Raw genomic sequence first — 25,827 nt, forward strand, 5'->3', positions numbered from 1 at the left:
AGAAGGGGGCCGGTCAAACCGGCCCCCTCCCCTTTTTTGAACAGGAGACATGGACGATGAAAACCCACCGCCTTCTTCCTGCACTAGTGTTATTGGCTGCGCCTGCATGGGCGGATGAAGTTGCCGAAATCTGCGATGAGGCCGAAGAACGCTATGTCGAGCTGTTCGGGCAGCCATCTTCTGCGGTCGAGGACGCCGAAGTGGTGCTTATGTACAAATACAATTTCTGCCCCGGCGAATTGACCGTTAAGGCGGGTACAACTGTGCGCTGGATTAATGTGGATAAACGAACCAGCCACTCGGTTCTTTTGAAGGACGGCAGCGAACCCGAAAGCGACCGACTTTTCCCCGAGGAAACAGTTGAACTGACATTCCTCAAACCTGGACCGCAGGAGTATTTGTGCGGACCTCATTGGGAAACGCAGAACATGATCGGCATGGTCACAGTCGAACCCTGAGCCGAGGCAAAACACAGGCAAGATAAAAGGAGCGCAGGAGCAAATCCTGCGCTCCTTAACTTATGTCAAGGAGGTTGGTTTGCGATTGCGTCAACCTGCCCTCATGACACGCCCGGTTCACCCAGCAACGTCCCCTTTTCGCGCGTGGAAGCTGCCGGAATACCCGGGTTCCGAAGACATTCAGACCAAGCGAGTTTGCACATGAGCGGTAAGGTTTTTCTGATAGGCGCTGGCCCCGGTGATCCCGAACTGATGACCCTGCGGGCCCTACGCATGCTGCAAGAGGCCGACGTGGTCGTTTATGACCGACTGGTGTCAGACGAAATTCTGGCCCTGCATGCAGACGGTGCGCGACTGATACCGGTAGGTAAGGCCCCCAAGTGCCACACTGTGCCTCAAGACCGCATCAACGAAATATTGCTGGAAGAAGCCCGGGCAGGTCACACCGTCGCGCGGCTGAAGGGCGGCGATCCGATGATCTTTGGCCGAGGTTCGGAGGAAGCCGCTTACCTGATAGCTCACGACACTGCGGTTGAGTACGCTCCGGGCATCACTGCCGCGCAGGGCGCATCCTGCTCGACTGGCGTGCCGCTGACACATCGCGGCCTGGCAACCTCGGTGCAGTATGTCACCGGGCATAGACAAGCTGACAAAGTTCTGGATTTAGACTGGAAACGTCTCGCCGACCCAGAGTCGACGTTGGTCGTCTATATGGGCGTGGCGAACATCGGCCAGATCGCTGTTGGTCTAATGACCGAGAACCTTCCTGGCTCGACCCCTGTTCTGGCCGTCAGCAACGCCACAACTCCTCAGGAAACCCGAATGGTCTCCCGTTTGGATCGGTTAGCATCGGATGTACGCGATTCAGCGCTCAAAGCCCCGACCCTGTTCATCATCGGCCAGGTGGTGACGCTTAGCGCAGACTACCCTATGGCCGACTTGTTGGAACAAGCTCATGGCTAGTCTTAGTCATAATAGCCTGAGCGGACGCCCGGGCTGGACGGTGCATGCGGTACTGACAACAGCAGTTGTTTTGGCCACGTCCGCCATTGCAGCCGACGCACTGGACCCCAACGCCCTAAAACGGCTGGTTCACCAAGACTGCGGATCGTGCCACGGGCTATCGCTGAAAGGCGGTCTTGGCCCTGACTTGCGGTCTGAAACGCTGCAACACTATGACCCGGATGTCCTGACCGGCGTCATCCTCGACGGCATTCCCGACACAGCGATGCCCCCATGGCGGCCCCTGATCAGCGAAGAAGAGGCCGAATGGATCGCCCGTTACCTGCTGGAACAGGAGGCACAATGAAACACCTCATTCTTGGCTTTGCAGCCACCCTGATGATGACCGCGGCCTACGCCGAACCCACCGCAACCGGAGATCTGGGCTTGGTGATTGAACGCGCCAAGGGTTCAGTGCTGTTGGTGGACCAATCCGATCGGGCCGCTTTAGCGCGTATTGAAGGGTTGGGCGACTTGTCCCATGCCTCACTGGTCTATTCACCGGATGAACGCTTCGCCTATGTCTTCGGACGTGACGGTGGTCTGACCAAGGTAGATATCGTCACCCGCCAGATCGTGAACCGCGTCGTGCAGGCAGGCAATGCCATCGGCGGCGCGATCTCGGACGATGGTAAACTTGTGGCTGTGTCAAACTATGAGCCCGGCGGCGTGCGCGTTTTTGATGCAGACACGCTTGAGATGGTGGCTGACATTCCAACCGACAGCAAGACCATCGGGCTGGTCGACGCACCCGGCCGACGGTTTGTGTTCACCATGTGGGATACGGGCGAAACGTGGATTGCAGATTTCGCCAAGGGTGATCCAGAAATCACCAAAATCACCGATATGGGCAAAAACCCCTATGACGCGCTGATAACCGCCAACGGTCGCACCTATATTACCGGCCTTTTCGGTGAAGACGGATTAACGGCGCTGGATCTTTGGGATGAAACGCCCGAGCCCATCCGCGTGTTGCCCGATTATGGGCGCGGCCAAGAGGAAATGCCCGTCTACAAGATGCCTCACCTCGAAGGCTGGGCTCTGACCGGGCGCGAATTCGTATTGCCCGCTGTCGGCCATCATGAGGTTTTGTGGATCGACTCAGAAACTCTGACCGAAACCGGACGCACCAAAACGCACGGCCAGCCGGTCTTTGCCATGGCTCGGCCCGACGGTCGGCAGGTCTGGGTCAACTTCGCCCACCCGCTAAACGACACGATTCAGGTCATCGACAGCGTTAGCAAAGAGATCATCCACGAATTCAAACCGGGACCAGCGGTGCTGCACATGGAGTTCACGCCGCGTGGCCACGAAGTTTGGCTCAGCGTGCGCGACGCCAACAAGGTCATGGTCTACGACACGCAGACCTTTGAAAAACTGCGCGAGATTGAAGCGGACAGCCCGTCCGGCATCTTCTTTACCGCCCGCGCGCACAGAACGGGGCTGTAATCGATGGAACACATCACCGACCCTATCGACCGCCGCCTGCTGGATGAGTTTCAGCGTGACTTTCCTGTAACCGAACGCCCCTTTCAAGTTCTGGGCTTTACGCTTGGTTTGGAAGAGGCCGAAGTCATTGATCGCCTGTCCCGAATGCGCGCAACTGGCCGGATAACACGGGTTGGGGCCACAATTGCGCCCGGCGCGGTTTCAGCCAGCACTCTGGCCGCCGTCTCTGCACCCGAAGAGCGTCTGGAAGAAGTCGCCGCAATGATCGATGCAGAACCTGGCGTGAACCATAATTACCAGCGTGAGGATAGCTGGAATCTATGGTTCGTCGCCACCGGCCCTGACCGGGCACATGTGAATGATACCCTGGCACGGATCAGCCACCGCACCGGCTTAAGGGTTCTGGATCTGCGGCTTGTACGCCCGTTCAATGTGGATCTTGGGTTTCGCATGTCGGGAGAAACTCGAAACGTTCCCGGCCCTCGCAAAGTGGACTGCTCGGCCATGCGGGACGGAGATCGTGCCTTGCTTCAGGCCCTCAGCTCGGGCCTGTCACTGGTCACCGACCCATTTACGCAACTGGCACGTTCGTTGGATCGAACCGCACCCGATGTGATGGCGCGAATTGAGGCCCTGCACGACGCCGGTATCATTTCGCGTTTAGGCGTAATTGTAAGGCATCGGGCGCTAGGTTGGTCAGCCAATGCAATGGTTGTGTGGGATATGCCCGCCGATCAGGTTGGCACCGCCGGCCCGGCCCTTGCTGCGCATCCCGGTGTAACCCTGTGCTATGAACGGAACCCGGTCGAAGATATCTGGCCCTACCGCCTCTATTCCATGATCCACGCCAGGTCACGCAACGAGGCGCTGGACGTTCTGTCCAGCGCCACCGAACTACCCGAATTGGCCGGTGCCCGTCACAAAGTGCTGTTCTCGACCCGTTGCTTCAAACAGACCGGCGCTCTAATCCAACCCAAAGAGGCCGCTGCATGACACTGGATAAAATCGACCGCGCGATCCTGAACCGAATGCAGGATGACCTGCCACTGACCTCAAACCCGTACGCCGCAATTGCCGCAGACCTAGGCATTTCAGAAAGCGAGTTGCTCAACCGCCTGACCCGCATGAAAGATGAGCGTGTCATTACCCGTTTTGGCCCGTTTTTCGATGCGGCCGCAATGGGCGGCGCATTCTGTCTGTGTGCGATGGCTGTTCCGGCCGAGAAATTTGAAACCGTCCTGACCAAAGTCAATGCACACCCCGAGGTTGCCCATAATTATGAACGTACGCACCGGCTGAACATGTGGTTCGTGCTGGCCACCGAAACGCCCGAGGGGATCGAGGCCGCCGCCGATGCGATCGAACGGGAAACGGGGATCGAAGTTCTCCGTTTCCCCAAATTACAGGAATTTTTCATCGGCTTCCGGGTGGCGGCATGATCGACGCGAAAGACAGAGAGATAATCCAAGCGCTGCAAGGCGGCTTGCCCCTAGTACCCGCGCCCTATGTGCAAGTGGCCAAAGGCTTGGGCATGGACGAAGAAGCGTTGCTGTATCGTTTGGCCGATATGAAATCGCGCGGCGTGATCCGCCGTATTGCTGCGGCACCGAACCATTACAAGCTGGGTATGACTTCGAACGGGATGACCGTCTGGGATGTCGCGGACGAACACGTTGCCGAATTGGGAATTCAGATTGGTCTTCTGCCCTTCGTAACACATTGCTACGAACGCCCTCGCGCCCTACCTGACTGGCCCTACAACCTGTTCGCCATGGTTCACGGCAAAGACCGCGACGAGGTCGAAGAAAAGCGCGCCGAGATAACCGCTATTCTCGGCGATGCCTGCCGAGCAAAAGATATCCTCTATTCCACGCGCATCCTGAAGAAGACCGGACTGCGCCTGAAAACGAAAGGCTGAGACATGTTCCGCCTGACCGAATACATGCATCAACTCGTTACGCCGACCCCGGTGCGCAAACGCCGCCCCGGACCGGTGAAACCTGTGGTGATCTGGAACCTGACGCGGCGCTGCAATCTGAAGTGCCGTCATTGTTATACCGTCTCGGCGGATGTGGCGTTCCCCGGTGAGCTCAACCACGAGCAAGCCATGGTAACCCTTGAGGATCTTGGCCAGTTTCGCGTCCCGGCCCTGATCCTCTCGGGTGGGGAGCCGCTGGATCGGTTCGATTTCTTTGACATTGCCAAACGCGCCCGTGATCTGGTGCCAATGCTGGCACTGTCGACCAACGGCACGCGAATTTACGATGAAACAGCCGACATGATCGCCGAAGTAGGCTTCAACTATGTTGGTATTTCTCTGGACGGCATCGGAGCTACGAATGACTGGTTCCGCGGCGTCGAGGGCGCCTTTGCCGATGCCCTTCGCGGTGTACGAGAATGTAAGAGGCGCGGCATCAAGGTTGGCCTGCGGTTCTGCCTGACCGAAGGCACCCAGCACCACCTGCCCGACCTTCTGCAACTGTGCGATGACGAGGGCGTCGACAAGTTCTATCTGTCTCACCTTGTCTATGCCGGGCGCGGCGACAAGAACCGGGGCGAGGATGCTGAACATTTGCGCACACGCAACGGGTTGGACCTCTTGCTGGACCGAGCTTGGGAGGCCGCCTCGGGTGGTCGTCCGCTAGATATCGTGACCGGCAACAACGACGCCGATGCCGGGTATTTCCTGAACTGGGTGCGTGCGCATTTCGATGCTGACAAAGCTGCGCACGTTCGCGAGCATCTGGCCGCGTGGGGAGGTAACTCAAGCGGTCTGGGTGTAGCGAATATCGACAACCTGGGCCGTGTCCATCCAGACACATATTGGTCCGACTACACAGTCGGCAACGTTAAGACGAAACCGTTTTCCGAGCTTTGGACCAGCGACGATCCAATGCTCGCCATGTTGCGCACCCGGCCACGCCCGTTGAAAGGGCGTTGTGGGGCCTGTCATCTCAAGGACGTCTGCGGCGGCAACACGCGGATCCGGGCCTTGCAACTGACCGGCGATCCCTGGGCCGAAGACCCGGCCTGCTATCTGTCTAATCAAGAAATCGGCGTAGAGGACGCGGGCGAACGCCTGCAGGTCACGCCGTTCCGGGGGAAACGTCATGATCCGGCACATCAGTTCTTTTGACACTCTGAAAATCGGCACAATCTGCTCGCTGCTATTGGCTGGAACCGCGTGGGCTGACGCCCCTAGGGACTATGCCGAGCACTGCGCCTCGTGCCATGGTGAAAACCGTTTGGGCGGGGTCGGTCCTGCGCTTATTCCTGAAACACTGAAACGGATGCGCGGCCCACGCGTGGCCGCCGTGATTGCCGAAGGGCGCACTGCCACCCAGATGCCTGCATTCTCGCACGAACTGGATGCGCTACAGATCGAGGAACTGGCAGGTTGGCTGAAATCCCCACTGGAAACCGACCCCGAATGGGGTGAGGCCGATATCATGGTCAGCCGTACTCTGGACGAAGATTATACCCCCGTCGACGCGCCCGTTTGGGACAGCGACCCGATGAACATCACACTCGCGGTTGAAACGGGCGATCACCATGTCAGCGTTCTGGATGGTGACACGTTCGAAGTGCTGGACCGGTTCGAGACCCCTTTTGCCGTGCATGGCGGCCCGAAATTCAGCCCCGATGGCCGTTATGTCTTCATCATGTCCCGCGATGGCTGGGTCCAGAAGTACGATATCTGGGCACTGAAACAGGTTGGCCGCGTGCGCGCTGGTCTCAACAGCCGCAACATCGCCATGTCGGGTGATGGTAAATGGGTGGCCGTGGCGAATTATCTGCCCAACAGTCTGACTCTTCTGTCAACCGAGGATCTCTCGGTCGCGACGGTCATCGACATCAAAAGCAAGAAAGGCAATCCCAGCCGCGTCTCGGCCGTCTATCAGGCTCCGCCGCGCGAAAGCTTCGTTCTGGCGCTGAAAGACGTACCCGAGATTTGGGAAGTCTTCTATGGTGCCAACCCTCCTCAATCCGGCTTGGGTCACGATTTCCGCATCGAAGGTCAATTCAAGAACCCCAACCCTTTCCCGGTGCGCAAGATAACCACGCCTGACTATCTGGACGATTTCTTCTTCGATCAGAGCTATGAATACGTCATGGGTGCCTCGCGCGATGGCAAGGGCGGCCAGGTAATCGATCTGGTTATTGGCCAGAAAGTCGCCGATCTGGACCTTCCGGGTATGCCGCATCTGGGCTCGGGCATTACGTGGCAGCACGGCGATACCACCGTGATGGCCACGCCGCACCTGACCGATGGTACTGTGTCGGTGATCGACATGCAGACATGGGAAACCGTCAAGCGGATCAAGACCGAAGGACCGGGATTCTTCATGCGTAGTCATGAAAATTCCCCCTATGTCTGGGCCGATGTGTTCTTTGGCCCCAACAAGGACGCGATGCACGTGATCGACAAGCAAAGCCTTGAGATCGTCAAGACTCTGCGCCCGGCACCCGGCAAAACAGTTGCCCACGTAGAGTTCACCAAAGACGGAAGCCACGCATTAGTCTCGATCTGGGAAGATGACGGCGCGGTGATCGTATACGACGCACAAACGTTGGAAGAGATCCGTCGTTTGCCGATGCGCAAACCATCTGGGAAGTACAATGTCTGGAACAAAATCACATTCTCAGAAGGCACCAGCCACTGAAGGCAAATGGCCAGTCTGGAAACTGGCCATATTGCTTTACCCGGCCACGGCTCTGACCGTGGCCATCAACCTGTTTCTGGTTGGGCTTATCGCAAACAGTGCCGGTTTCGGCGTGATTGAGCCGGTGACCGCGATCTTATGGTCCATCCCTCTGGGCGTTCCTGCATCCTGGCTGGCCGGGCGCTGGGTACGCGGCCTGATGGATGAAGCCGACGGCTAGGCTGACCCTGTAGCCCCCTGTGATCTCAATGAAAATTCTCCCAAGATTAATTTTTGGGCAGCGTGAGAACAAATGACATAAGTCAAGTATCGAATCGAGCTGACGCTCTACGACTCGGGAAAGATTGCCGAGTTGGATTCTCCATGCCTGCCCTCAACCCTCTGCACATTTCTGCCGAACGCGCCTCCCGCGTGGCTTGTGCAATGGCAGGCATCTTCCTGTTGCTATTGCAACTGCTCGGCCCGGCGCTGGCGAGTCCCGGGCAGAGCATGTGGGTAGAGATCTGCTCGGAGGCAGGCGCGGTCTGGGTTGAGGTGGACCTTGAAGAGGACACCAATGACCCAACCGCGCCCTGCCCGAAATGCGCAGACTGCGCCTTGTGCGCCGTCACTTCGGCAGCCCCTGTGCCGGACCTGCCCGTCCTGATACGCGACGGTTTTGTTCCCTCGGCACATTGCGAAAGCCGTGATCTGGTCAATGCTTACAACGTCAAGCGACTGTGGCCTGAAACCCGGGGTCCCCCGCGCGCGACCCAAAAAGAATCTGAACGCGCCCTGCGCGCGTCCATGGCGTCCACCCAAGTAATCGGAGGTGCGCCGTGGTCGTAAGTCGCGCAATCCATTTCCTGCTGGCCCTAACACTGTCCTGCCTGATGGCGATCAGCGCCCATGCCGACAGCCTCGCCAGTTTCCTGCCCGAGATTGAACCTGCGGATCTGACCCCTGGTGCTGATGCCTTTGGTCCGGTACGGGACGATGTGCAAGTTGCCCCCATTCTGAAAGGGGGAGAGACTGTCGCCTGGGCTTTCCTGACATCTGATTTCGTGGGGACCACCGGTTATTCCGGCAAGCCCATCCACGTTGTTGCAGCGATCGATGACGATGCGGTTTTGACCGGAGTGAAACTGGTCAAACACTCAGAGCCAATCGTTCTGATCGGCATCCCCAACTCGCGCATGGTCGAGCTAACCGAAGGTTATGCTGGCCTGGATCTCAAGCGTGAAGCTGAAACTGGTGGCGAGGGGCATGACCTCGACATCATATCAGGCGCAACGGTCACGATTATGGTGATCGACGACAGCCTTGTACGTGGTGGTATCAAAGTGGCCCGCGCACTGGGTCTGGGTGGTCTGTCACCCGTGCAGGCTGATGGGCCAAAGCGCGAAGTCGATATGGCGCAGGATGAGGTCTATGACTGGACCACACTGTCTGGCGACGGCTCGGTCCGGCGGCTGACACTGGATATTGGTCAGGTCAACGCTGCCTTCGAGGCCACAGGCGATCAACGCGCGATCAAACGCCCCGAACCTGGTGAGCCGGACGACACCTTTATCGACATGCACATGGCGCTGGTCTCGGTTCCGTCCATCGGCAAATCCCTGTTGGGTGAGGCTGAATACCAGAACCTCGTAGAATGGCTGGACGAAGGTGAACAAGCCATTCTTGTACTGGGACGTGGGGCTTATAGCTTTAAAGGCTCGGGCTATGTTCGGGGCGGTATTTTCGACCGAATTCAGCTGATCCAGGGCGACAACTCGGTACGCTTCTTCGACCGGCAGCAACGCCGTGTGGGAGAGGTCGCAGCACCAGATGCACCCAGCTTCACCGAATTAGATATTTTCAAAATCCCTGCCGATGCTGAGTTCGAACCGGCCGAGCCGTTCCGCCTGCAACTCTTGGTGCAGCGTGCCGTGGGCGCCGTTGAAAAAACCTTCCTGACCTTTGATCTGGGATACAAATTGCCGGAACAGTATTTGCTGCCCGTCGCGGCCCCCGTGGTGGTCGACGACGCCACCGGTGAGGCAGCCGCCAAGGCCGCCCTGTGGCAGCGCATCTGGAAAGACCGCACCGTCGAGATCGCCGTTCTGGGTGTCATGTTGTTGGTGCTGACTGCCACCTTCTTCTTCCAGTTCCACGCCACCATGAACGCGCGCGTCTTTTACTGGTTCCGCATCGGTTACCTGACAATGACGCTGTTCTTCATCGGTTGGTACGCCAATGCGCAGCTGAGCGTGGTGAACCTGATGGCTCTGGCGGGCAGCCTGCGTTCAGGCTTCTCCTGGGATGCCTTCCTGCTCGACCCGCTGGTCTTTATCCAGTGGTTCGCCGTGGCCGCTGCCCTGCTGTTCTGGGGCCGGGGTGCCTATTGCGGCTGGCTCTGCCCATTCGGCGCCCTGCAGGAACTGACCAACAAGATCGCGCGTGCGCTCAAGGTCCCACAATGGACCCTGCCCTGGGGCCTGAACGAGCGCCTGTGGCCCGCAAAATACATGATCTTCCTTGTGCTGTTCGGCATCAGCTTTGTCTCGATCCCATTGGCCGAGAAATACGCTGAGATCGAACCGTTCAAGACCGCGATCATTCTCAAATTCATGCGCGACTGGCCGTTTGTGGTCTTTGCGCTGCTGCTGCTTGGGATCGGGCTGTTCATCGAACGGTTCTACTGCCGCTACCTCTGCCCGCTAGGCGGAGCGCTGGCGATCCCTGCCCGTATCCGCATGTTCGATTGGCTGCGCCGCTACAAGGATTGCGGCAGCCCCTGTCAGACCTGCGCCAACGAATGCCCCGTTCAGGCGATCCACCCCACCGGTGAGATTAATCCGAACGAGTGCGTCACCTGCCTGCATTGTCAGGTGCTCTACCAGTCCGAGGACAAATGTCCCGTCGTTATCCGCCAGCTCAAACGGCGGGCCAAGACAGGGTCGGTCAACATCAAGACCCCCCTCGGACAACCACCGGCGAACCATCCAAACGCCAAACCGCAATCCGTTTCCTAAAAAGGAGGAACGATCATGTCGGACAACGAAAACAAACTGAACATCACACGCCGCGGAATGCTGGGGGCAACTGCCACCGGTGCCGTGATCGCCGGGACCGGCCTGGGCTCGACACTGATGACAGCACGCGAAGCCAGCGCTGCCGCCAATGCTCATCTGGAGCCCGGCGAGTTGGACGAATACTACGGCTTCTGGTCGTCGGGTCAGACCGGTGAACTGCGTATTCTGGGCGTTCCATCAATGCGTGAGTTGATGCGGGTACCTGTGTTCAACCGCTGCTCGGCCACTGGTTGGGGTCAGACCAACGAGTCGCTGAAAATTCTGACCGAAGGTCTGCTGCCTGAAACCAAGGAATTCCTGGCCGCCAACGGTAAGGTTACCTACGACAACGGCGACCTGCACCACCCGCACATGTCATTCACCGATGGCACCTATGACGGCCGCTTTCTGTTCATGAACGACAAGGCCAACACCCGCGTGGCCCGCGTGCGCTGTGACGTGATGAAATGCGACAAGATCATCGAGATCCCGAACGCGCACGACATCCACGGCCTGCGTCCGCAGAAATATCCACGCACCGGCTATGTCTTTGCTAATGGTGAGCATGAGGCGCCTCTGGTTAATGACGGCCAAGTCCTCGACGATCCGTCACAATACGTGAACATCTTCACCGCCATCGACGGTGACACCATGGAAATTGCATGGCAGGTGATGGTGTCGGGCAACCTCGACAACACCGACTGCGACTATCAAGGCAAGTACGCATTCTCGACCTCGTACAACTCGGAAATGGGCATGAACCTGGCCGAGATGACCGAGAACGAGCTGGATCATGTAGTCGTGTTCAACCTCAAAGGCATCGAAGACGCGATTGCCGCGGGCAACTATCAGGAGCTGAACGGTGTAAAGGTCGTGGACGGGCGCAAAGAGGCAGGTGGCAACCTGACCCGTTATATCCCGATCCCGAACTCGCCGCACGGTGTGAACGCCGCACCCGACAAAAAGCACATCATGATCAACGGTAAGCTTTCACCGACCGTTTCGGTAATTGATGTTGAGAAAGTCGATGCGCTGTTTGCCGAAGATGCGGATCCACGTTCGGCCATCGTGGCTGAACCGCAGCTGGGTCTTGGCCCGCTTCACACCGCGTTCGACGGCAAGGGCAACGCCTACACCACCCTGTTCCTGGACAGCCAGGTGGTGAAATGGGACATCGCGAAGGCCATCGAAGCCTATGCAGGTTCGGACGTAGACCCAATCCTAGACAAAGTGGACGTGCAGTATCAGCCAGGTCACAACTCGACCTCGATGGGTGAAACTGCTGAGGCTGATGGCAAGTGGCTGATTTCGATGAATAAATTCTCGAAAGACCGCTTCCTGAACGTGGGTCCGCTGAAGCCTGAAAATGAGCAGTTGATCGACATCTCGGGTGACAAGATGAAGGTGGTTCATGACGGCCCAACCTTTGCCGAGCCGCACGACTCGATCCTTGTTCACCGGTCTAAGGTGAACCCAGTCAATGTGTGGGATCGCAACGATCCGATGTGGGAAGATGCGCGTAAGCAGGCCGAGGCTGACGGCGTCGATCTGGACTATGGCGCGGATGAGCCCATCCGGGACGGCAACAAGGTGCGGGTCTACATGACCTCTGTGGCACCTGTGTTCAGCATGGAGAAGTTCACCGTCAAGCAGGGTGACGAAGTCACCGTCTATGTCACCAACCTGGATGACGTGGACGACGTGACCCACGGCTTCTGCCTGTCGAACTTCGGTGTCGCGATGGAGGTTGCGCCGCAGGCCACCGCTTCGGTCACATTCGTTGCCGACCGTCCGGGCGTACACTGGTTCTACTGTCAGTGGTTCTGCCACGCGCTGCACATGGAAATGCGCGGCCGGATGTTCGTTGAGCCGCGGAGCGCATAAAAATGCGTTGGTCCCTGCTCATATCGCTCCTGCTCGGCTCGCCCCTTTGGGCGGCGGACTGGGATGTGCCCAACCGGGCGGGGGCCATCAACGAGATACTGGCGCAGGCGGCGGATGGAGACACCCTTCGCCTGAGCCCCGGTGTTTACACCGAGCAACTTGTTCTGGACCGGCCCATCATCATCGACGGGCTGGGACAGGCCACCATTGACGGCCAAGGCGAGAACAGTGTCATCACAGTAACCGGGCCGGGCGTTACCGTGCGCGGGTTGACTGTGATCGGCTCCGGTTCGGGTCATGATGAAATTGATAGCGGCATCAAACTGACCAAGACGGCCCAAGCGCCAGTAGTCGAGAATAACGTACTGCTCGGCAATCTCTATGGCATCGACATCCACGGCGCCAAAGACAGCATCGTACGTGGAAATCGGATCGAAGGGCGGCAAGACCGTCACATGAACGCGCGCGGCAACGGCGTCTACGTCTGGAACGCGCCCGGAGCTGTGGTCGAAAACAACGACATCCGCTACGGCCGCGACGGGATCTTTGTGAACTCGTCGAAAAAGAACACTTTCACCGGCAACCTGTTCCGCGATCTGCGCTTTGCGGTGCATTATATGTACGCCGATGACTCGGTCGTCAGCGACAACGTCTCGATCGGCAATGATCTGGGCTATGCGGTAATGTTCACCACTAATGTGACCGTCGCCAACAATGTTTCGATTGGTGACCGCGAACATGGCGTGATGCTAAACTACGCCAACAAAAGCACCATCACCGGCAACGTGGTGAAAGGTGCGAAAGAGAAATGCACCTTCCTCTATAACTCGAACAAGAACGATTTCACCGATAACTGGTTCCAAGGTTGCGGTATCGGCATCCACTTTACTGCCGGGTCTGAACGCAACCGGATCGTCGGCAACGCCTTTGTCGGCAACCGGACACAGGTGAAATACGTCTCGACCAAATGGGTCGAGTGGTCAGAAGACGGGCGCGGAAACTACTGGTCCGATTTCGCGGCCTATGATGTGGATGGCAACGGTATCGCCGATGCCCCGTATCGCCCCAACGACAGTATGGACCATGTGCTGTGGACCCAACCCGCAGCCAAAATGCTGCTCGGCTCCCCCGCCGTGCAGTTGGTGCGCTGGTCACAATCGGCCTTTCCGGCACTGCTGCCGGGCGGCGTGATGGACAGCAACCCACTGATGCAAGCCCCTGAACCCCCAGCAATGAAAAAGGTGCCTCATGACGGATAAGGCCCTAAGTATCGACCACGTCAGCAAGGACCGCGGAAAAACCCGCGTTCTTGACGATATCACCCTATCTCTTGCCCCCGGACAGCGCGTGGCTCTGCTGGGCCATAACGGTGCTGGTAAGTCGACTCTGATAAAATCCATCCTCGGCCTGACGCCGATCCACGGCGGGGCCATTCGGATCGGAGACGCCGCCCCCGGCTGCTCGCAAGCGCGGCGCGAGACGGCATATCTGCCCGAAGCCGTATCGTTTCATCCGGCCTTGACAGGTCGCGAGCAACTGACGCTGTTCGCAAAACTGTCCGGGACCAAGGCCGACGTACCCGGCCTGCTGAACCGTGTCGGTCTGAGTGACGCATTGGATCGGCGGATCGGCACCTATTCCAAAGGGATGCGGCAACGTCTGGGCCTCGCTCAGGTTCTGCTGGGCCAACCAAAGGTCGCGCTGCTGGACGAACCAACGAGCGGTTTGGATCCGATCTCGCGTCAGGATCTCTATGCCATCATCGACGAACTGGCAGCGCAGGGCACGGCCGTTCTGATCGCGTCTCACGCGCTGACCGAAGTCGAAGCGCGAACCGACCGAATTGCCATCATGCGGAAAGGCCGGATGGTCGCTGATGACACGTTGAACAACCTGTCTGCACTCGCCGGTCTGCCGATCCGCCTGCGGGTCCGCGCAAGCGACAACCCGGATGCACTGGCCGCTGAACTGGGCGGCAATCGGATCAACGGTGCCTCGGTTGAGCTGCTTTGCTCGCCAGACGACAAAATGGAGGCCCTGCGCCGGATCGCCGGAAAGGGTGACGCGGTGGCTGACGTGGAAATGACTCCGCCAAAGCTGGAAGACCTCTATCGCCACTACGCACAGGAGGAGATGCAATGACCCGCTTCCTCGCCATTACCCGTACCGAAATGTTGATCCTGCGCCGCAACCGCTGGCTGTTGGTCGCCACGCTGATCATGGTTCTGTTCGCACTAGCTCTGACATTTGCGGGCAGCGCGCCGACTGGAACGCTGGGCGTCGATATGCTGACCGTCTCGGTCGCGTCGATGACCACTCTGTCGGTTTACCTCGCACCCTTGCTGGCGCTGATGATTTCTTTCGACGCGATCGCTGGCGATGTGGACCGTGGCAGCTTGTCTCTGCTGTTGTCCTATCCAGCCGGGCGCGGAGAAATCCTATTGGGCAAATTTACCGCCCACCTTGCGGCACTGGCTTTCGCAATGACTGTCGGCTTTGGCACCGCTGGCGCTGTGGCTGCGTTCTTTGGCGGTGCAGGACCCGACAGCCTCATGGCTTTGGTCCGCCTCATCCTCACTTCCATCCTGCTGGGCGCTGTTTTTCTTGCGCTGGGTTACCTGCTGTCCGCCTTGGCAAGGGGAGCCACGGCAGCAGCAGGTCTGTCGGCCGGGCTCTGGCTGGTTTTTGTCGTCCTCTATGATCTTGGGCTGTTGGGAGCCGTCGTCATGGACAAGGGCGGCACCTTCACCCAATCCGTCTTTCCATGGGTGATGGTAGCCAACCCGGCCGACGCATTCCGTTTGTGGAACATTGCCGCAACCGAAGGTGTCGCGATGGCCTCTGGCATGACCGGAGCTGCGCAGGCCTTGCCCGTCTGGGCTGCGCCTGCATCCCTCTTGATCTGGCCGGTTATCGGCTTTGCCCTCGCCCGCGCGGCCTTTCGGAGGGTCGAGCCATGAAACGCTTTGCCCTGATTGCTTTGATCGCCATAAGCGCATGCAAAGAAGAAGAGATCGCCGCACCCGACCCGGTTGATCTGACACCAAATGCGCTCAGTTTTTTCTGCCAGATGAACATCGCAGAACATGGAGGGCCCAAGGGCCAAATTCACTTGGAAGGCTACCCGGCACCTCTGTTTTTTGCGCAAGTGCGGGACATGGTGGCCTATCTCAAAAGCCCTGAACGCGACGCCGAAATCACCGCCGTGTATGTCAGCGACATGGGGGTTGCCCCCAATTGGCGGCAACCTGGTATTTCCAACTGGATCGCCGCAGATGGTGCGACCTTCGTCGTGGGGTCCAATGTGGCTGGCGGTATGGGTGCCCCCGAGGTTGTGCCCTTTGCTGACATTAACGAAGCAAAGACCTTTATCGGTCGATACGGTGGAGAACCCATGCTGCTCTCGGACATTCCTGCCGACGAGGTTCTTGGACCTGTGGACCTGGACCAAAAACTGGAGACCCCTTCATGACCGCCCTGTCCCGCCGTCGTTTCCTAATGATGTCTGCCGCTTGCGCAGCTGTACCAACTGCGGCGGCGGCTTCTCCAGTGGCCAACTGGCGCGGTGTCGCGCTGGGTGCGGCGGCCAGTTTGCGGTTGGAAGGCCTGACTGAAACACAGGCCGCACCAATCTTTGTAGCCGTCGAGTCTGAGCTGAACCGGCTGGAGGACATTTTTAGTCTTTACCGGCCGCAATCCGAACTCAGCCGCCTGAATCGTGACGGTCAGTTGTTGGCGCCAACGCCGGAATTGCTGGCAGTCCTTAGCCTTTGCACATCATTGTATGAGGCATCGAACGGGGCATTTGACCCAACGATACAACCCGTCTGGACCGCGTTGGCAAACGGCGCCGATCCAGCCGATCTTAAATCCGCGCAGGAATCCATTGGGTGGAACAGAGTTGAAATTCAGGCTAACGCTGTACGCCTTCCAAATCCGGGACTTTCCGCGCTGACGTTGAACGGGGTCGCGCAAGGCACCATCACAGACCGTATCAGTGCTGTGCTTACGGCTCATGGCCTAGAGGATGTTCTGGTGAACATGGGAGAGGTTGCAGCAAAAGGGCGGCGTGGCGACGGCAACGACTGGCGCGTTGGCCTGGCGGGTCCGGAAAGACAGGTTCAGAAAACCATAACTCTGAAAGATCGGGCCGTTGCAACCTCGGATTCGAACAGCCTTATGCTGACGGATGCAAAGGGCCACATCCTAAACCCCAACGGCAGAAAACTATCCCACCGGATTGCATCCGTATCAGCGCCCAGCGCGGCCATTGCAGATGGATTGTCGACAGCACTATGTGCCTTGCCCGATCAACATGCGTCCTCTCTGGTCAATGCGTTTCCAGAGGCCACACTGGAAATGTATATGTGAGCGTTAGTCTGAGCTTGGGTCAGAACCATCTGCGTAGTTGCGGGCCTTGGACATTTTGCCAATCCCGGGATTGAACGAATTGGTCGGGTCGCAGCACTTGTAGTGCGCGGCAAGGTCGGGCTTGGCCGGGTATAGATGCCCGACATTATGCTCGGCCGGGTATTCCGCTCCGCGTTCGTCAAACAACGCCAGCATCGCGGACTTCAACGCTTTTGGATCGGCCCCTTTGCGCACCACGTAGTCCTGATGCATCACATGACACATGAAGTGCCCGTAGTAGAGCTTGTGGACCAGTTGGTCACTAATTTCCGGTGGCAGGTTCTCAAGCCAGTCACGGTCGTTGCGGCGAAGTGCAACGTCTAACGCGATGATATCTTCGACTTCTGCAGCGTGGATCGCCATATAGCGAACGGCAGCTCCGGCAGCAGCAAAACGGTGCAGACCTGCAATCTTTCCCTCACGTTGGGTGCATTCAAAGAAACCTGCGCCCCGCTCAGTCAGAAAGCTTGGCAACCAGGTACGGACCTCTTCTATCCCGCCCTCTTTCATCTTGAGTATCAGGTGGTGCTCATACCTGTCCCGAAATTCAATCATCCGCTTTGGCAGGACTTGTGGCAGGACACTCACCGCCATCTGCATAAAACGGTCTGTGAAGTTGCGCAGAAACGGTATGCGCCGCAAGCGTGCATCCACCGCCCCCTTGAGCGCAAAGAACATTGGCAAACGGTCAGTACCCAGTTTGTCGATCATCCAGACCGTATCTTTGCCATAGGTCTTGGTGATGTCGAACACCTCGCGGTGCATATATTCAGCTGAAACTGGCAGAGACTTGAATTCGGACAAAATATGGCGGCGCAGGTCGGCCAAGTCATCAGGGTTATTGGTCCCGATGTAAAAGACTTGCTCGGCCTTGTTCTTAGGAAAAGTATCAAGACGCACGGCAAAAACGGCAAGCTTTCCGGCCGAGCCGGAGGATTCGAACAATTTGGCTTTGTCTGCGTTGAACCGTGCTGGTGTCTCTGCGTCCACATCGCGGACGATCTGCGCGTAATCACTCGCCGAGGCACGTTTATTGGTTGCCTCGGGCGTGCGGCCAAAGGTGCCGTTATCGAGGTTGGTCAGTATCTCTTCTGGCGTGTCCCCAAGGTCGATACCCAAGTGGTTGACCAACTCGAGGGCGCCATCTTCGGTCACCCGGGCATAGACCGAAAGTTCAGTGTAAACTGGGCCACGCTCGACCAAAGATCCTCCCGAGTTGTTGCAAACCCCGCCCACAATCGATGCACCGATGCAGGACGAACCGATAACAGAGTGCGGCTCTCGCCCAAGCGGCGCGAGCATCTTTTCCAACGCAAAAAGGGTCGCGCCGGGAAAGCTGACAACTTGCCGTCCGTCGTTCAACGGCACCAGGGTATCCATACGGCGGGTGTTGATCAGCACCACATCCCGGTCATACCTGCCCGATGGGGTGGAGCCTTCGGTAAGGCCTGTGTTGGCCGCCTGCATTATGACGATCTTGTCCGCCGCCACACAGGCCTGCAGCACTTTCCACTGTTCCAGCAAAGTACCGGGCTGAAGAACACATAGTGCTTCGCCCTCACCCGATCGGAACCCCCGCCGAAACCGTTCTGTAGCACGCGCGCCCGTCAGCACGTGGCGCGAACCAACGATGGCGCGAAACGTGTCTATGAGCGCGCCGTTAGTCATGCTGCGTCACGAAAGCGGATGTTGTCGCGTGTTAGCTGGTCAACCCGGGTAACGCCCATCAGCTTCATATCCCGTTCGATCTCGGCCCGCATCAGGCCAAGCGCGCGCTCCACTCCAGGCTGGCCAGCAGCGGCCAGAGGATACAGATACTGACGTCCGACACCCACTGCTTTGGCACCAAGTGACAGCGCCTTTAGAACATGGGTGCCGCGCTGGATGCCACTGTCCATCATTACGTCCAGCTTATCGCCGACTGCGTCTACAATCTCGGCCAGTTGGTCAAACGGCGTGCGAGATCCGTCGAGCTGACGACCGCCGTGGTTGGACAGGATGATGCCGGTACAACCAATCTCAGCGGCTCGCTTGGCGTCTTCTACAGTCATGATACCTTTCAGGCAGAACTGGCCGTCCCAATCACGCACCATCTGTGCGACGTCGTCCCAGTTCATGGACGGATCCAACATCTCGGTAAAATAGCCGCCGATCGAACTGGCGCCACCGCCCATATCCACGTGCTCGTCCAGTTGGGGCAAACGGAATTTTTCGTGTGTGACATAGTTGATGCCCCACATTGGCTTGATGGCAAATTGGATCATGCCGCCCAGCGTCAGGCGAAACGGGATAGAGAAGCCCGTACGCAGATCTCGCTCGCGGTTCCCGCCAGTGATGCTATCCACTGTCAGCATCATCACCTCGACTCCAGCCTCTTTGGCGCGCTGCATCATAGCCGAGTTAAGGCCGCGATCCTTGTGGAAGTAGAACTGATAGACCTGCGGATTCTTGTGCTTCTTCCGCAGCTCTTCCAAAGACACGGTCCCAAGCGACGACACCCCGAACATGGTTCCGTATTTCTCGGCTGCCGCGGCCACTGCACGCTCGCCCTGATGATGGAACAAGCGTTGCAGAGCGGTGGGAGAGCAGTAGATCGGCATGTCCAGCTTTTGGCCCATGACCGTGACGGACATATCCACGTCATTCACACCGCGCAGAACCGAAGGCAACAGATCGCAGCGATCAAACGCGTTGGTGTTTTCGCGATACGTGACCTCATCATCAGCGCCACCGTCGATGTAGTTGAAGATCGGCCCCGGCAGCCGACGCTTGGCCAGTTGCCGGAAGTCGTGAAAGTTATGGCAGTTTTTCAGACGCATAACGTATCTCCTCAATACGCGACGGAGGGCAACCAGGTGGCGAGGGTCGGCCACAGGAAGACAAGCGCCAGTCCGGTCAGCTGCAGCAGCACAAAGGGGATGATACCTTTGTAGATGTGCATCAGCTTGATCTCGGGCGGGCAAACGCCTTTCAGGTAGAACAGCGCGAAGCCAACCGGTGGGGTCAGGAAGCTGGTTTGCAGGGTCACCGCGACCAGGATCACGAACCAAACCAGAGCAGGCTCATCGAGCACCCCGAAGCCCGGGATGTCGATGCCCAAACCGTTCACGATTGGACGCATCAGGGGGAGAACGATCAGAGTGATCTCGATCCAGTCCAGAACAAAGCCCAGCAAGAATACGATGAACAGAATGAACAGGATCGTGCCGTTGGCGCCGAAGCCAGTCGACTGCACCACATGCTCGATCAGCTCGTCCCCTCCCAATTCACGCAGAACATAGGAGAATACGGTCGCGCCAAGGAAGATCGCAAAGATATAGGCCGTGGTGTTGAAGGTCGAAACCAGAACGTTCCACAGTTTCGCAAAGGTCAATTTGCGGTAACCAAGCGCCAGCACGGTGGCACCAAGGGCGCCAATACCCGACGCCTCGGTCGGCGTGGTCAATCCAGCAAAGATTGAACCCAGAACGGCGAGGATCAGCATCAAGGTTGGGATGACCGCGATCAGTACGTCCTTAACCGCGTCCCAGTCAGGGGCTTTTGCACCTTCGGGGACAGGGGCTGCATCACGCTTTACCAATGCCAAAATGAAGATGTACGTCAGGTACAGGCCGCCGATGATGACGCCCGGGAAGACGGCCGCCATGAACAGGTCACCGACCGACAGGGCCATCTGATCAGCCATAATCACCAGCATGATCGAAGGCGGGATCAGAATACCCAACGTACCCGAAGCCGAAACCACACCCGCAGCGAGCGTCGGCTGGTATTTCTGCTGCATCATCGAAGGTAGCGACAGAACACCCAAAAGCACAACCGACGCGCCGATAATACCTGTCGAGGCCGCCAGAATGATCCCGATCAGGGTCACGGTGATCGCCAGTCCGCCACGCACAGTTCCAAACAGGCGCTGCATTGAGGTCATCAAACGCTCGGCCACACCGGACTCGTCCAGCATCAGACCCATGAAGATGAACATCGGCAGAGCAACCAGAACCGCATTCGACATGGTCGCATAGACACGGTTAACTACCGCGCCCAATGTCAGGTAATCGAGGCCGGTGAAGGTGCTTTCCAACCCGGTCCAAAGCATCAGGTCGTTGTCGAACAGATAGGCAAGACCACAGAATGCAACGCCGACCCCGGCCAAAACCCATGCGACCGGATATCCGGTGAATAGTAGCGCAATGAAGGTTAGGAACATTGCAATCACCAACTTTTCCTCGGTTGTTTCAACGAGGAAGGTCAGACCAACGCAAACTGCTGCAAAGACGGCTAGTACCAGAAGAATACGGCGCAGAGGCGCGCCCTCACGTTCTGACTCGGGTCCATAAAGCAACGCGTGCCCGTCGTGGATCAAGCGCGCCAACGCGGCAAGCGCCAACAGGACGAAACTGACCGGAATTACCGCCTTGAACGCCCAGCGCGCCGGAAGGCCGGTGGGGCTGTCAGAACGCTCGTTTACGCGGAAACTTTCGTAGAAATAGTCATAACCCTGGTCAACCATCAGGTAGATGAACGGTGTCAGCAGGGTCAGAATGCCGATCACCTCGATGACCCGCTGTGCGCGACGCGACAGTTGCATATGCAACACGTCAACGCGGACATGGCTGTCCGTGATCAAGGCATAGGAAATGCCAATCATCGTAACCAGACCGTAAAAATGCCACTGGATTTCGTCCAGTTTGGGATAGTTCTGGCTAAACAGATAGCGCAGCGACACCTGAGAGAAGATTGCAGCCATCAGCAGGACATTGGCCCACATTACGACATGCCCGATGGCCTTGACGCTCGTATCGATGGCGACGGCGACTTTCTGGCGATCGGTATCGGGATGCTCCAGGAGCCCCTCATAGGCTTCGACCGGATCGTTAAAATTCTTCTGCGTGGCCATGATGATTCCTCGCTCGGTTGGCCGACATCGGCGGCCAAGGGGTTTAAACCCGAAGATCAGGGAAAATCCGGGGCGGCGGAGTTAACCGCCCCGAAAGCGTCAGCAAATTAAGTTACTGACGGGGGAGGAAAGCGTTTGTTTTCCACAGGTCGTAGCCGTCCCGGAAATCGGTCATGTCGGCCAGAACCTTCGCAAAGAAGGCGTCGTTTGCAGCTTCTTCTGCAGCAACTTCTTCCCAAGTTGTGCGGAATGTATCCAGCATCTCAGGCGACCACTGTTTGATGGTAACACCGTTGTTCTCGACGTTGTCGATCAGAGCAGCGTGCTGGATGGCCTCACCTTCAGCAAAGCTGTCCGCCATCGACGCTTTACACGCGTTTTCGATGATCGCCTTGTGCTGATCACTGGCTTCGTTCCAAACGTCCTTGTTGATCATCAATTCAAACACTGTCGCCTGCTGGTGCCAGCCGGGGAAATAGTTGAATTTGACCAGTTTGTGGAAACCCAGACGCGCGTCGATAGCAGGCATCGAAAATTCGGTTGCGTCGATCGCGCCTTTTTCAAGCGCAGGGAAGATTTCACCACCAGGCAACAAAGAGGTTGCAACGCCCAGCTTCTGCATCACTTTACCGCCCAGACCAAAGAAGCGCATCTTGAGGCCGTTCAGATCTTCGGGAGAATTGATTTCTGTGGCGAACCAGCCCGAAGTTTCAGGTGCGATGATGGCGCAGGGGATGACGTGAACGTTGTAACCCGCTTGATCATACATCTCTTGATACAGGGTCAGACCGTTACCGTAATACATCCACGCCATATATTCGCCAGCCTCGGGGCCAAACGGAACAGCCGAGAATAGCGGAGCAGCGGGGATTTTGCCTGCCCAGTAACCAGCGGTGGTGTAACCGGAGTTGATCTTGCCGGTGGAAACAGCATCCAGGATTTCGAAGGGCGGCACCAATTTCCCGGGCTCATAGACCTTCATCTTCAGAGTGCCACCAGACATCACGTCCAGTTGGTCGGCAACGCGGGGAATCGGTGAGCCGAGACCAGGCAGTTCAGTCGAGAATGCGATCGGTGTCTTGAGCAGCAGCTTGTCTGCGGCAAGCGCAGGAGCCGCAATCAGGCTGGCGGCCACGGCAAGGCTCGTCAGGGTCTTTTTCATGGTTTCTCCTCCAAAGTCGGTCGGACGCCACGTCCGATAAATTTGTGACGCGGGTCATCCGGCGCCCTAAGTGGTCAATAAAGTTTACCAACGCAACCAGTCAACAACTTTATTTACCACTGGCTAAGCAAGACATAGCGAATTCGGGCCTGCAATTGCTCGCTATTCGAACTGGTTAGTTTCCTGAGCAATCTTTGGTTCAGAAGTTCATTTCCATATATTTCAGCCTGTTAAGAAACCTATTCACCCCGACAATCAGAAATGGAAACTTGTTGAAATGAAGCTCATGAAAGGTTACTTTTATTTACCACATGACATTGTTTGGCTCACAACTGTTAGGGCGACTGCTGATGACACCTACGGCGATTTTTGAACCGATTGGCCACGAATCACTTGCCGACGCCGTTGTGGCGCAGATCGAAGACCTCATTGCTTCGGGCATCCTGAAACAGGGTCGTAAGCTACCTTCCGAACGCGATTTGGCGGAAATGCTACGCGTCTCGCGACCAAAACTGCGCGAAGCTTTACACACGCTGGAAGAACGCGGACTTGTCACCACCCAACATGGTGAAGGCACGTTTGTTGCGGCCTTGACCGGCAGCGCAATGCTACCTGCCCTGCTCGCTCTGTACGAACGCCACGAACCCGCATTTTTCGACTATCTTGAATACCGCAGGGAACAGGAAGGTTTTGCCGCGCGCCTCGCTGCACGCCGTGCGACAACAGCCGATATAGAGCGGATTTCTGAGATCCTCGCCGAAGATGAACGCGCGTGGCTGGAAAAGGACGCTTTGGCATCTCGCGAGGCAGACTTTGCTTTGCACGCAGCAATCGTAGACGCCAGCCAAAACGCGACACTCATTCATATGATGGCCTCAATCTATGAACTTACCCGCCAAGGGGTTTTCTACAATCGAGAGTTCCTCAAGACCATTGACGGGACAGGCAAACTCTTGATGGAGCAACACCGCGAACTTGGGCAAGCTGTTATCAAAGGCGACGAGGACCGGGCTGAAAAAGCGGCACACGATCATATTGATTTCGTCGAAGAGTCTTTCAAACTCGGGCTGGAACGCCGCCGTCGCGAAGCTATGGCTGAAAAGCGCCGAATGCTGTCGGACCACAAACCCCAAACAACGCCCGCCCCCAAATAATATACGCAGGCAATCGGCCTCACGTTCCCTAGGCAATACGGAGTCCGCGGAACGAGCACCAAGCCGCACCTTCGAAACGTGAAACTGTCTCACGTCACTCGTTTGTGTCGTCATCAAACCCGCTTCATTTGGAACGGGCCGGCCCAATACCTGTCGCTGTCATTGATACCCAAGCACGAACGAGCTGACCTAGGCTTACTGGCAAAGCACGGATTGCTTTTAGAGCGTCCGCGGGATGTGTGGGCTTATGCAGTCAAAGATGACCCTCGTGGAACAAGAATTCAAATCTCTGACGAAATCAGGAAATAAGGATTTTCTTCATTGGCAGGTGAGCAGAAGACAAACTAAAACACAGCATTCGCTCAACAAGACAACTGAAACGGGTTTTTTTTGCCACAAGTATGAGGTTGATGGCGGAGACGAAGCCAGCACAACTAAGCCTGCAAATTATTGTTAAATAACCGTTAAATTGCAGCATAAAGAAATCATACCACTATAAATACCACACGGCGCTCGATTTAGACCGAGGCTTAGCGCAGAGTGTCATACGACAGAATGTTGGTAAAACACCGTAGCAGACACGCAAACTGAATGCAGCAAACGACCGCTCCGAGCCCGTAGCGACGGGTGCTGTGAAAGTCATGAATGGCGACTTGTGCGGTCGACGTGGTCGCCGTAGAGTTTTCTTTATGGCTATGGGCTCGTTTTGGGACACGTTCCGGACTGCGCAACAAGCTGTCCGACCACCTGCGCGAGCTGCATCTCGAGTTCACATACCACGGGAGACCCTGAGATGAATGACCGAACACCTCAACCCCGTCTAACCGCAGCCGATTTCGACCAAGAGCTCCTAGAGCTTTACGATTACTACGCCCACGGCAAGATTTCGAAGCGCGAGTTTCTCGACCGTGCTGGCAAATGGGCTGTAGGGGGTCTGACGGCGGCAGCGATCCTTGGCACGCTTGCGCCCAATTACGCGCTCGCGCAGCAGGTAGCCGAAGATGATCCAGGCATCCAGGGTGAAGACATCACCTACCCCAGTCCGAGCGGAACAGGCGAGATCACGGCCTATCTGGTCCGGCCAACGGAAATCGACGCCGACCGCCCACCGGGTGCCGTTCTGGTCGTCCACGAGAACCGCGGACTGAACCCATATATCCGAGATGTGGTGCGTCGCCTCGCCAAGGCAGGGTTCGTCGCGATGGGCCCAGATGGGCTCTCCTCGCTCGGCGGCTACCCCGGTAGCGACGATGAGGGTCGTGAGATGCAGCGAAGCCTCGATCAGGAAGCGCTTCTGAACGACTTTTTCGCGGGGTTCCAGTATCTACAGGCGCTTGAGGGTATTAACGGCAAGGTGGGGGCTACCGGCTTTTGCTACGGAGGCGGCGTCGTGAATAAGTTGGCGATCGCCTACCCTGAGATGGCGGCAGGCGTTCCCTTCTACGGCGCGGCCCCCGACAGCGGACAGGTCGCGCAAATCGAGGCCCCACTGATGATCCAGCTCGCCGCGCTAGATCAGCGGATAAACGCCATGTGGCCGGACTTCCAGAAAGCGCTGGAGGAAAACGACAAGCGGTACGAAGCACATATCTACCCCGGCGTGAACCACGGCTTTCACAACGACACCACGCCGCGTTACGATGAGCAGGCCGCTCGTCTTGCCGAAGAGCGCATGATAACCTGGCTCCGTACGTACCTCGCCGGGTAAGCCAGAT

24 protein-coding genes are annotated in these 25,827 nt (G+C 57.5%); 20 read left to right on the forward strand and 4 right to left on the reverse strand.

Annotated elements, in window-relative coordinates:
- Positions 1 to 56 precede the first annotated feature (56 nt).
- The 18 genes from ACR0EO_RS20985 (at position 57) to ACR0EO_RS21070 (ending at position 16,863) form a co-directional block, all read left to right on the forward strand.
- Complete coding sequence (locus tag ACR0EO_RS20985; protein ID WP_480692860.1) at positions 57 to 458, forward strand: cupredoxin domain-containing protein; 402 nt, start codon at positions 57 to 59, stop codon at positions 456 to 458.
- Positions 459 to 659: 201 nt separating this feature from the next.
- Entirely contained in the window at positions 660 to 1,421 is a 762-nt protein-coding gene (gene cobA / locus ACR0EO_RS20990) for a uroporphyrinogen-III C-methyltransferase (protein WP_480692861.1), read from the forward strand.
- A complete protein-coding gene (locus ACR0EO_RS20995) occupies positions 1,414 to 1,767 on the forward strand; it encodes a c-type cytochrome (protein WP_480692863.1) in 354 nt (117 codons plus the stop codon). Before cobA ends, ACR0EO_RS20995 begins: the two co-directional genes overlap by 8 nt.
- Positions 1,764 to 2,909 carry a cytochrome D1 domain-containing protein gene (locus ACR0EO_RS21000; RefSeq protein ID WP_480692865.1) on the forward strand — a complete coding sequence of 382 codons (1,146 nt, stop codon included), beginning with the start codon at positions 1,764 to 1,766 and terminating at the stop codon, positions 2,907 to 2,909. The genes ACR0EO_RS20995 and ACR0EO_RS21000 overlap by 4 nt, the downstream gene beginning before the upstream one ends.
- A gap of 3 nt (positions 2,910 to 2,912) precedes the next feature.
- Positions 2,913 to 3,902, forward strand: coding sequence for a siroheme decarboxylase subunit beta (ahbB, locus tag ACR0EO_RS21005; protein ID WP_480692867.1), 990 nt, complete (start codon positions 2,913 to 2,915; stop codon positions 3,900 to 3,902).
- Positions 3,899 to 4,348, forward strand: coding sequence for an Lrp/AsnC family transcriptional regulator (locus tag ACR0EO_RS21010; protein ID WP_480692868.1), 450 nt, complete (start codon positions 3,899 to 3,901; stop codon positions 4,346 to 4,348). The genes ahbB (ACR0EO_RS21005) and ACR0EO_RS21010 overlap by 4 nt, the downstream gene beginning before the upstream one ends.
- The gene (gene ahbB / locus ACR0EO_RS21015; protein WP_480692870.1) at positions 4,345 to 4,827 is read left to right on the forward strand and encodes a siroheme decarboxylase subunit beta; all 483 of its coding nucleotides are present in this window, start codon (positions 4,345 to 4,347) and stop codon (positions 4,825 to 4,827) included. The genes ACR0EO_RS21010 and ahbB (ACR0EO_RS21015) overlap by 4 nt, the downstream gene beginning before the upstream one ends.
- A gap of 3 nt (positions 4,828 to 4,830) precedes the next feature.
- Positions 4,831 to 6,045 carry a heme d1 biosynthesis radical SAM protein NirJ gene (gene nirJ, locus ACR0EO_RS21020; protein ID WP_480692871.1) on the forward strand — a complete coding sequence of 405 codons (1,215 nt, stop codon included), beginning with the start codon at positions 4,831 to 4,833 and terminating at the stop codon, positions 6,043 to 6,045.
- Positions 6,020 to 7,573, forward strand: a complete 1,554-nt coding sequence (locus ACR0EO_RS21025) for a cytochrome D1 domain-containing protein (protein ID WP_480692872.1) — start codon at positions 6,020 to 6,022, stop codon at positions 7,571 to 7,573. The genes nirJ and ACR0EO_RS21025 overlap by 26 nt, the downstream gene beginning before the upstream one ends.
- Positions 7,530 to 7,793: a hypothetical protein gene (locus ACR0EO_RS21030; protein WP_480692873.1), complete on the forward strand. Its 264-nt coding sequence runs from the start codon at positions 7,530 to 7,532 to the stop codon at positions 7,791 to 7,793. Before ACR0EO_RS21025 ends, ACR0EO_RS21030 begins: the two co-directional genes overlap by 44 nt.
- A gap of 143 nt (positions 7,794 to 7,936) precedes the next feature.
- A complete protein-coding gene (locus tag ACR0EO_RS21035; protein WP_480692874.1) occupies positions 7,937 to 8,401 on the forward strand; it encodes a DUF2946 family protein in 465 nt (154 codons plus the stop codon).
- Positions 8,402 to 8,445: 44 nt separating this feature from the next.
- On the forward strand, positions 8,446 to 10,569 hold the full coding sequence (locus ACR0EO_RS21040; protein WP_480692917.1) for a 4Fe-4S binding protein: 2,124 nt from the start codon (positions 8,446 to 8,448) through the stop codon (positions 10,567 to 10,569).
- A gap of 15 nt (positions 10,570 to 10,584) precedes the next feature.
- Positions 10,585 to 12,492, forward strand: a complete 1,908-nt coding sequence (gene nosZ / locus ACR0EO_RS21045; RefSeq protein ID WP_480692875.1) for a TAT-dependent nitrous-oxide reductase — start codon at positions 10,585 to 10,587, stop codon at positions 12,490 to 12,492.
- Positions 12,493 to 12,494: 2 nt separating this feature from the next.
- Positions 12,495 to 13,751 carry a nitrous oxide reductase family maturation protein NosD gene (locus tag ACR0EO_RS21050; protein WP_480692876.1) on the forward strand — a complete coding sequence of 419 codons (1,257 nt, stop codon included), beginning with the start codon at positions 12,495 to 12,497 and terminating at the stop codon, positions 13,749 to 13,751.
- Positions 13,741 to 14,634, forward strand: coding sequence for an ABC transporter ATP-binding protein (locus tag ACR0EO_RS21055; RefSeq protein WP_480692877.1), 894 nt, complete (start codon positions 13,741 to 13,743; stop codon positions 14,632 to 14,634). The genes ACR0EO_RS21050 and ACR0EO_RS21055 overlap by 11 nt, the downstream gene beginning before the upstream one ends.
- A complete protein-coding gene (locus tag ACR0EO_RS21060) occupies positions 14,631 to 15,452 on the forward strand; it encodes an ABC transporter permease (protein ID WP_480692878.1) in 822 nt (273 codons plus the stop codon). Before ACR0EO_RS21055 ends, ACR0EO_RS21060 begins: the two co-directional genes overlap by 4 nt.
- Positions 15,449 to 15,964, forward strand: a complete 516-nt coding sequence (locus tag ACR0EO_RS21065; RefSeq protein WP_480692879.1) for a nitrous oxide reductase accessory protein NosL — start codon at positions 15,449 to 15,451, stop codon at positions 15,962 to 15,964. Before ACR0EO_RS21060 ends, ACR0EO_RS21065 begins: the two co-directional genes overlap by 4 nt.
- Positions 15,961 to 16,863: an FAD:protein FMN transferase gene (locus tag ACR0EO_RS21070; protein ID WP_480692880.1), complete on the forward strand. Its 903-nt coding sequence runs from the start codon at positions 15,961 to 15,963 to the stop codon at positions 16,861 to 16,863. Before ACR0EO_RS21065 ends, ACR0EO_RS21070 begins: the two co-directional genes overlap by 4 nt.
- Positions 16,864 to 16,866: 3 nt before the next feature.
- Here ACR0EO_RS21070 and dld read toward each other — a convergent pair whose 3' ends face one another.
- The 4 genes from dld to ACR0EO_RS21090 form a co-directional block, all read right to left on the reverse strand.
- Positions 16,867 to 18,570, reverse strand: coding sequence for a D-lactate dehydrogenase (gene dld / locus ACR0EO_RS21075; protein ID WP_480692881.1), 1,704 nt, complete (start codon positions 18,568 to 18,570; stop codon positions 16,867 to 16,869).
- Positions 18,567 to 19,721, reverse strand: a complete 1,155-nt coding sequence (locus ACR0EO_RS21080; protein ID WP_480692882.1) for an alpha-hydroxy acid oxidase — start codon at positions 19,719 to 19,721, stop codon at positions 18,567 to 18,569. Before ACR0EO_RS21080 ends, dld begins: the two co-directional genes overlap by 4 nt.
- Before the next feature lie 11 nt (positions 19,722 to 19,732).
- Positions 19,733 to 21,796, reverse strand: a complete 2,064-nt coding sequence (locus ACR0EO_RS21085; protein ID WP_480692883.1) for a TRAP transporter large permease subunit — start codon at positions 21,794 to 21,796, stop codon at positions 19,733 to 19,735.
- Between the two features lie 112 nt (positions 21,797 to 21,908).
- Entirely contained in the window at positions 21,909 to 22,958 is a 1,050-nt protein-coding gene (locus tag ACR0EO_RS21090) for a TRAP transporter substrate-binding protein (protein ID WP_480692884.1), read from the reverse strand.
- 350 nt (positions 22,959 to 23,308) lie between these two features.
- On the opposite strand from ACR0EO_RS21090, the gene ACR0EO_RS21095 reads away from it, so the two are divergent.
- Together ACR0EO_RS21095 and yghX are read left to right on the forward strand one after the other, a co-directional pair.
- Positions 23,309 to 24,112, forward strand: a complete 804-nt coding sequence (locus tag ACR0EO_RS21095) for a FadR/GntR family transcriptional regulator (protein WP_480692885.1) — start codon at positions 23,309 to 23,311, stop codon at positions 24,110 to 24,112.
- 793 nt (positions 24,113 to 24,905) lie between these two features.
- Positions 24,906 to 25,820 carry a YghX family hydrolase gene (gene yghX, locus ACR0EO_RS21100; RefSeq protein WP_480692886.1) on the forward strand — a complete coding sequence of 305 codons (915 nt, stop codon included), beginning with the start codon at positions 24,906 to 24,908 and terminating at the stop codon, positions 25,818 to 25,820.
- Positions 25,821 to 25,827 lie beyond the last annotated feature (7 nt).

It is taken from the genome of Ruegeria sp. BE9 (genome assembly GCF_056538765.1).

Bases quoted from the DNA above. Each gene is read 5' to 3' on its own strand.
- ACR0EO_RS21070 (WP_480692880.1), top strand. From the start codon at position 15,961: ATGACCGCCCTGTCCCGCCGTCGTTTCCTAATGATGTCTGCCGCTTGC.
- ACR0EO_RS21055 (WP_480692877.1), top strand. From the start codon at position 13,741: ATGACGGATAAGGCCCTAAGTATCGACCACGTCAGCAAGGACCGCGGA.
- yghX (WP_480692886.1), top strand. From the start codon at position 24,906: ATGAATGACCGAACACCTCAACCCCGTCTAACCGCAGCCGATTTCGAC.
- ahbB (WP_480692867.1), top strand. From the start codon at position 2,913: ATGGAACACATCACCGACCCTATCGACCGCCGCCTGCTGGATGAGTTT.
- dld (WP_480692881.1), bottom strand. From the start codon at position 18,570: ATGACTAACGGCGCGCTCATAGACACGTTTCGCGCCATCGTTGGTTCG.
- ACR0EO_RS21050 (WP_480692876.1), top strand. From the start codon at position 12,495: ATGCGTTGGTCCCTGCTCATATCGCTCCTGCTCGGCTCGCCCCTTTGG.
- ACR0EO_RS21085 (WP_480692883.1), bottom strand. From the start codon at position 21,796: ATGGCCACGCAGAAGAATTTTAACGATCCGGTCGAAGCCTATGAGGGG.
- ACR0EO_RS21010 (WP_480692868.1), top strand. From the start codon at position 3,899: ATGACACTGGATAAAATCGACCGCGCGATCCTGAACCGAATGCAGGAT.
- ACR0EO_RS21030 (WP_480692873.1), top strand. From the start codon at position 7,530: ATGTCTGGAACAAAATCACATTCTCAGAAGGCACCAGCCACTGAAGGC.
- ACR0EO_RS21040 (WP_480692917.1), top strand. From the start codon at position 8,446: ATGGCGATCAGCGCCCATGCCGACAGCCTCGCCAGTTTCCTGCCCGAG.
- ACR0EO_RS20995 (WP_480692863.1), top strand. From the start codon at position 1,414: ATGGCTAGTCTTAGTCATAATAGCCTGAGCGGACGCCCGGGCTGGACG.
- ACR0EO_RS21095 (WP_480692885.1), top strand. From the start codon at position 23,309: ATGACACCTACGGCGATTTTTGAACCGATTGGCCACGAATCACTTGCC.
- ACR0EO_RS21060 (WP_480692878.1), top strand. From the start codon at position 14,631: ATGACCCGCTTCCTCGCCATTACCCGTACCGAAATGTTGATCCTGCGC.
- ACR0EO_RS21080 (WP_480692882.1), bottom strand. From the start codon at position 19,721: ATGCGTCTGAAAAACTGCCATAACTTTCACGACTTCCGGCAACTGGCC.
- ACR0EO_RS21035 (WP_480692874.1), top strand. From the start codon at position 7,937: ATGCCTGCCCTCAACCCTCTGCACATTTCTGCCGAACGCGCCTCCCGC.
- ACR0EO_RS21065 (WP_480692879.1), top strand. From the start codon at position 15,449: ATGAAACGCTTTGCCCTGATTGCTTTGATCGCCATAAGCGCATGCAAA.
- nirJ (WP_480692871.1), top strand. From the start codon at position 4,831: ATGTTCCGCCTGACCGAATACATGCATCAACTCGTTACGCCGACCCCG.
- ACR0EO_RS21000 (WP_480692865.1), top strand. From the start codon at position 1,764: ATGAAACACCTCATTCTTGGCTTTGCAGCCACCCTGATGATGACCGCG.
- ahbB (WP_480692870.1), top strand. From the start codon at position 4,345: ATGATCGACGCGAAAGACAGAGAGATAATCCAAGCGCTGCAAGGCGGC.
- ACR0EO_RS21090 (WP_480692884.1), bottom strand. From the start codon at position 22,958: ATGAAAAAGACCCTGACGAGCCTTGCCGTGGCCGCCAGCCTGATTGCG.
- cobA (WP_480692861.1), top strand. From the start codon at position 660: ATGAGCGGTAAGGTTTTTCTGATAGGCGCTGGCCCCGGTGATCCCGAA.
- ACR0EO_RS21025 (WP_480692872.1), top strand. From the start codon at position 6,020: ATGATCCGGCACATCAGTTCTTTTGACACTCTGAAAATCGGCACAATC.
- nosZ (WP_480692875.1), top strand. From the start codon at position 10,585: ATGTCGGACAACGAAAACAAACTGAACATCACACGCCGCGGAATGCTG.
- ACR0EO_RS20985 (WP_480692860.1), top strand. From the start codon at position 57: ATGAAAACCCACCGCCTTCTTCCTGCACTAGTGTTATTGGCTGCGCCT.